The sequence below is a fragment of the Labilibaculum sp. genome (genome assembly GCF_041595635.1).
Lineage (GTDB): Bacteria > Bacteroidota > Bacteroidia > Bacteroidales > Marinifilaceae > Labilibaculum.
Genome location: NZ_JBFHJW010000121.1, coordinates 1 through 3,870, shown reverse-complemented (window position 1 = coordinate 3,870; position 3,870 = coordinate 1). Strand labels below are relative to the sequence as shown.

The window sequence follows — 3,870 nt, the reverse complement described above, 5'->3', positions numbered from 1 at the left end:
GTTGGCACTACATTTTTTGTAAATTTACCGAACCACAGTACAAGGAAAGAATAATTATTTTCTATTCATTACTTCATTCTGCTTCAAAATAGCTTCTTTATGAATCATTCTTAATAATTGAGCCATAAAAGATTCAGATAATCCTAGTGATTTTCCCAATTCAATACCTTTTTCACGCACTTTTTCCCAACGTTGAAGTTGAAGAATAGTCATGTTTTTATCTGCCTTGTATTCACCAATCTCTTCCACAATATTCATACGCAGTGCTAACAATTCGATGAGCTGTGAATCAACCGAATCGATCTGATCGCGATATTTCTCAAGTTGATTATCTTCGCGTTCATCAATAGACGATAAACGACAAACTAGACTTCGAAGTATCTTATCTAGTTCTACAGGTGTAATCTGAGGCAAATCGCTATCCGATTGATTTGGGTCAAAGTGAGTCTCAATCATCAAACCATCCATATTCAAGTCCAACGCTTTTTGGGCCATTTCGGGGATGTATTTGCTAGTTCCGGCTATATGACTCGGATCGCAAAGAATAGGCAAATTATGAAAACGAGATTTTAATTCGATGGGAAATTCCCATTTTGGGATGTTACGAAATTTTGTTTTCTCGAAAGGATAAAAACCTCGGTGTATGGCTGCCAATCGGGAAATGCCAGCTTTATTGATGGTTTCGAGAGCTTCAATCCATAAGTTAATATCTGGATTAATTGGATTTTTCACCATCACAGGAACATTCATTCCTTGCAAAGCACTCGCCAGTTCTTGCACTGAAAAAGGATTTGAGGATGTACTAGCTCCCACCCAAAGAATATCAACATTGTGTCTCAAGCACATTTCAACATGTCTGGGTGATGCAACCTCAACCATAGTAAGCAAGCCAGTTTCCTGTTTCACTTGATTCAACCATTGAAAAATATCTAAACTTCGGTCACCGAAAGATTTTGTTGCCATTTGCGGTTTCCACACTCCTGCACGAAAAATCTTTACCTGATCAATCTTTTTCAATTCTCTTGCAGTTGTTAGTAACTGTTCTTCCGATTCAACCACAGAAGGACCACTTATTACTATTGGTCTTGTATCCAACCTCTTAAACCAAGTATCCATTGGTTTACAATTCTCCAATCCGCTCATATATTCAATTTAAAACACCCCAATACCAAAGCTGGTATTAATCGAACAAAAATACACTTTTAAATGACATCGTAAAATAGTATTACAAACAGAATTGGCATTCTCGTGAGAATGCCAATTACTGAACTATTATTCATTTTCTATTTTTGTGCCTAATTTTCTAATTGTGAAGCGAATGGCCTTATAACTAACATAGATTAAAAGTGGCCAAGTAAGCAACCAAATTATTGATGATATATACATGATATTTTCTTTTTATTAATATAAATGATCTCCTGCATCCATTTCCTCAACCGTAATATTATCTCGGTTGATAGCTCTCCATGCCCAAACAATATAGGCAATTACAAAAGGAACCATCAAGGAAACATAGCTCATCGCGCTAAGCGTGTAATGAGAAGAGGAAGCATTTTGAATGCTTAAGGAAGATTGTAAATCGGCCAATGAAGGATAAAAAGGAGTATTATTAAATCCTGCTAAAAGAAATAATGAGAACACGACTAATATTGTCCCTGCTCCCGAAAACCAGATTCCTTTTGTATATTTTTCTAATAAGTAAGATTTTCCCAATCCGAACAAAACGCCAACTACCCCTGCTAAAAATAAAATAAGAACAAGAGGCATGGCAATCAGGTTATGAAGATATTTAAACGACTCCATGCTTACGATGCTCGTTTTAGGATCGATGGCAAATCCATCCATCAGCAGCAAACGAATAACAAAAAACAGGAAGAAGACCAAAAAAGGAATTCCAGAAATCAACAACTGTTTTTTGGAACGAACATAAATCTGCTCATCGTCAATGCAATTCATAAAATATAAACTCCCCAATACTCTTGCCAAAAAGAAAACTGTTAATCCTAAAGCAAGATTGTGAATATTCAAAACGGCTTCTAATCCGCCGTAAGGGGTTGCCCATCGTGACTGATTAAAATCGTTCACAGTAAATTCGGCTCCATTAAAAAAGGTTCCCACTGCGGTTCCTATTAGGATGGTACCCAGCAAACCATTTATAAAAAGAAAGGCTTCGAAAGTTTTAGCTCCCCAAACATTATTTGGTTTACTTCGAAACTCGTAGGCAACGGCTTGAATAATAAAACAGAAAAGAATGGCCATCCAAACCCAGTAAGCTCCTCCAAATGAGGTAGAATAAAATAAAGGAAATGAGGCAAACATTGCTCCTCCAAAGGTAACTAGAGTAGTAAAAGTAAATTCCCATTTTCTCCCCAAAGCATTCACCACCATATTTCTCTCCATGGGCGATTTACCAATTCTATAGATTAAGGTTTGTCCGCCCTGAACAAACATCAGGAATACAAGAATACTGCCTAATAGCGAATCAATAATCCACCAATATTGCTGTAATGTTACGTGCGATAAATTTTCAAACATGACTATTTTCCTCCGTGATTAGGTCCAATTTTAATTTGCTTCAACATAATTTTCACCTCTGCAATTAATAGTCCTGTAAAAACTACAAAGAATAGGAAGAATGTAATTTTCACCGACATGCTATCGATATTCGAAACACCTGCCATTGTTGGCATCAAATCCTGAATCACCCATGGTTGACGTCCCATTTCGGCAACAATCCAACCACATTCCGAAGCAACATAGGCAAGAGGAATACTCCAAATCGCCAAACGTAAAAACCATTTTTTAGAAAGGATACTCTCCTTGTGAATAAAGAGCAAACTCAAAACAAATAATAGTATAAAATACATGCCCAAGCCAACCATAATGTGAAAGCTGTAAAAAGACATTGAAATAGGAGGAACTGTTTGGTAAGGATCATCGAAATAACCATAGCCAAAATATTTAAAATTGGCATCTAAATCTCTCAACGACTGCTCCGCTAATTCAGAATTAGATTCTTTTTTAGCCAATTTATAATCTTTCAAAGCAGCGATTGCCTTTCGCCCCATTTCCATTTTTACGCTAACTGGTGGATGAACTTCTCCATCATTATCGGTATAACCATCAATAATATCATGAACTCCTGGTACAAAAGCATCCCCATCGAGATAAGCCATGTAAGAGAGCATGTTAGGAATCTCAAGTTTAAAAGCAAAATCTTTCAAATTTTCATTTTCACTATCGCCTTCGGTTGTAGACATAAAACCTAAAGCGACCAAACCTGCTCCTCTAGAACCGTTGTAAAGCCCTTCCACAGCAGCAAATTTCATGGGTTGATCGCGAACAATTTCACGAGCCGAATTATCACCAGTTAAAACGGCAAACAAAGAAGTTATCAATCCGAAAACCGCAGCAACAACAATACTCTTTTTGGCAAAACTCACATGCGTCTTTTTAAGCAGATACCATGAGCTAACTCCAACAACAAAAACCGCCGCAAGAACATAGGAAGAAGAAATAGTATGCAAAAATTTATTCACTGCTGTAGGTGAAAATAAAACCTCCCAGAAATTATTCATTTCGTTACGTGCCGTGTCCGGATTAAAAGACATACCCACCGGATTCTGCATCCATCCATTTGCCACCAATATCCACAATGCAGATAAACTAGACCCGACCGCTACCAACCAGGTTGAAATTAGATGGAACTTTTTGCTCACTTTGTTCCAACCAAAAAACATGACGGCAATAAAAGTGGATTCCATAAAAAAGGCCATGATTCCTTCAATGGCAAGCGGCGCACCAAATATATCGCCCACGAACCAGGAATAGTTAGACCAATTGGTTCCAAACTCAAATTCGAGAATGATT

3 protein-coding genes are annotated in these 3,870 nt (G+C 37.3%); all 3 read right to left on the bottom strand.

Annotated features, from left to right (window positions below):
* Nucleotides 1–54: 54 nt before the first annotated feature.
* Complete coding sequence (locus ABYT26_RS17555; protein ID WP_372756320.1) at nt 55–1,143, bottom strand: chorismate mutase; 1,089 nt, start codon at nt 1,141–1,143, stop codon at nt 55–57.
* 258 nt (nt 1,144–1,401) lie between these two features.
* Nucleotides 1,402–2,535: a cytochrome d ubiquinol oxidase subunit II gene (gene cydB / locus ABYT26_RS17550; protein ID WP_372756318.1), complete on the bottom strand. Its 1,134-nt coding sequence runs from the start codon at nt 2,533–2,535 to the stop codon at nt 1,402–1,404.
* A 2-nt stretch (nt 2,536–2,537) separates the two neighbouring features.
* A partial coding sequence (locus ABYT26_RS17545; protein ID WP_372756316.1) for a cytochrome ubiquinol oxidase subunit I occupies nt 2,538–3,870 on the bottom strand: 1,333 nt, incomplete at its 5' end.

Excerpts from the sequence above, each read along its gene's own strand:
- cydB (WP_372756318.1), bottom strand. The coding sequence starts at position 2,535 with ATGTTTGAAAATTTATCGCACGTAACATTACAGCAATATTGGTGGATT.
- ABYT26_RS17555 (WP_372756320.1), bottom strand. The coding sequence starts at position 1,143 with ATGAGCGGATTGGAGAATTGTAAACCAATGGATACTTGGTTTAAGAGG.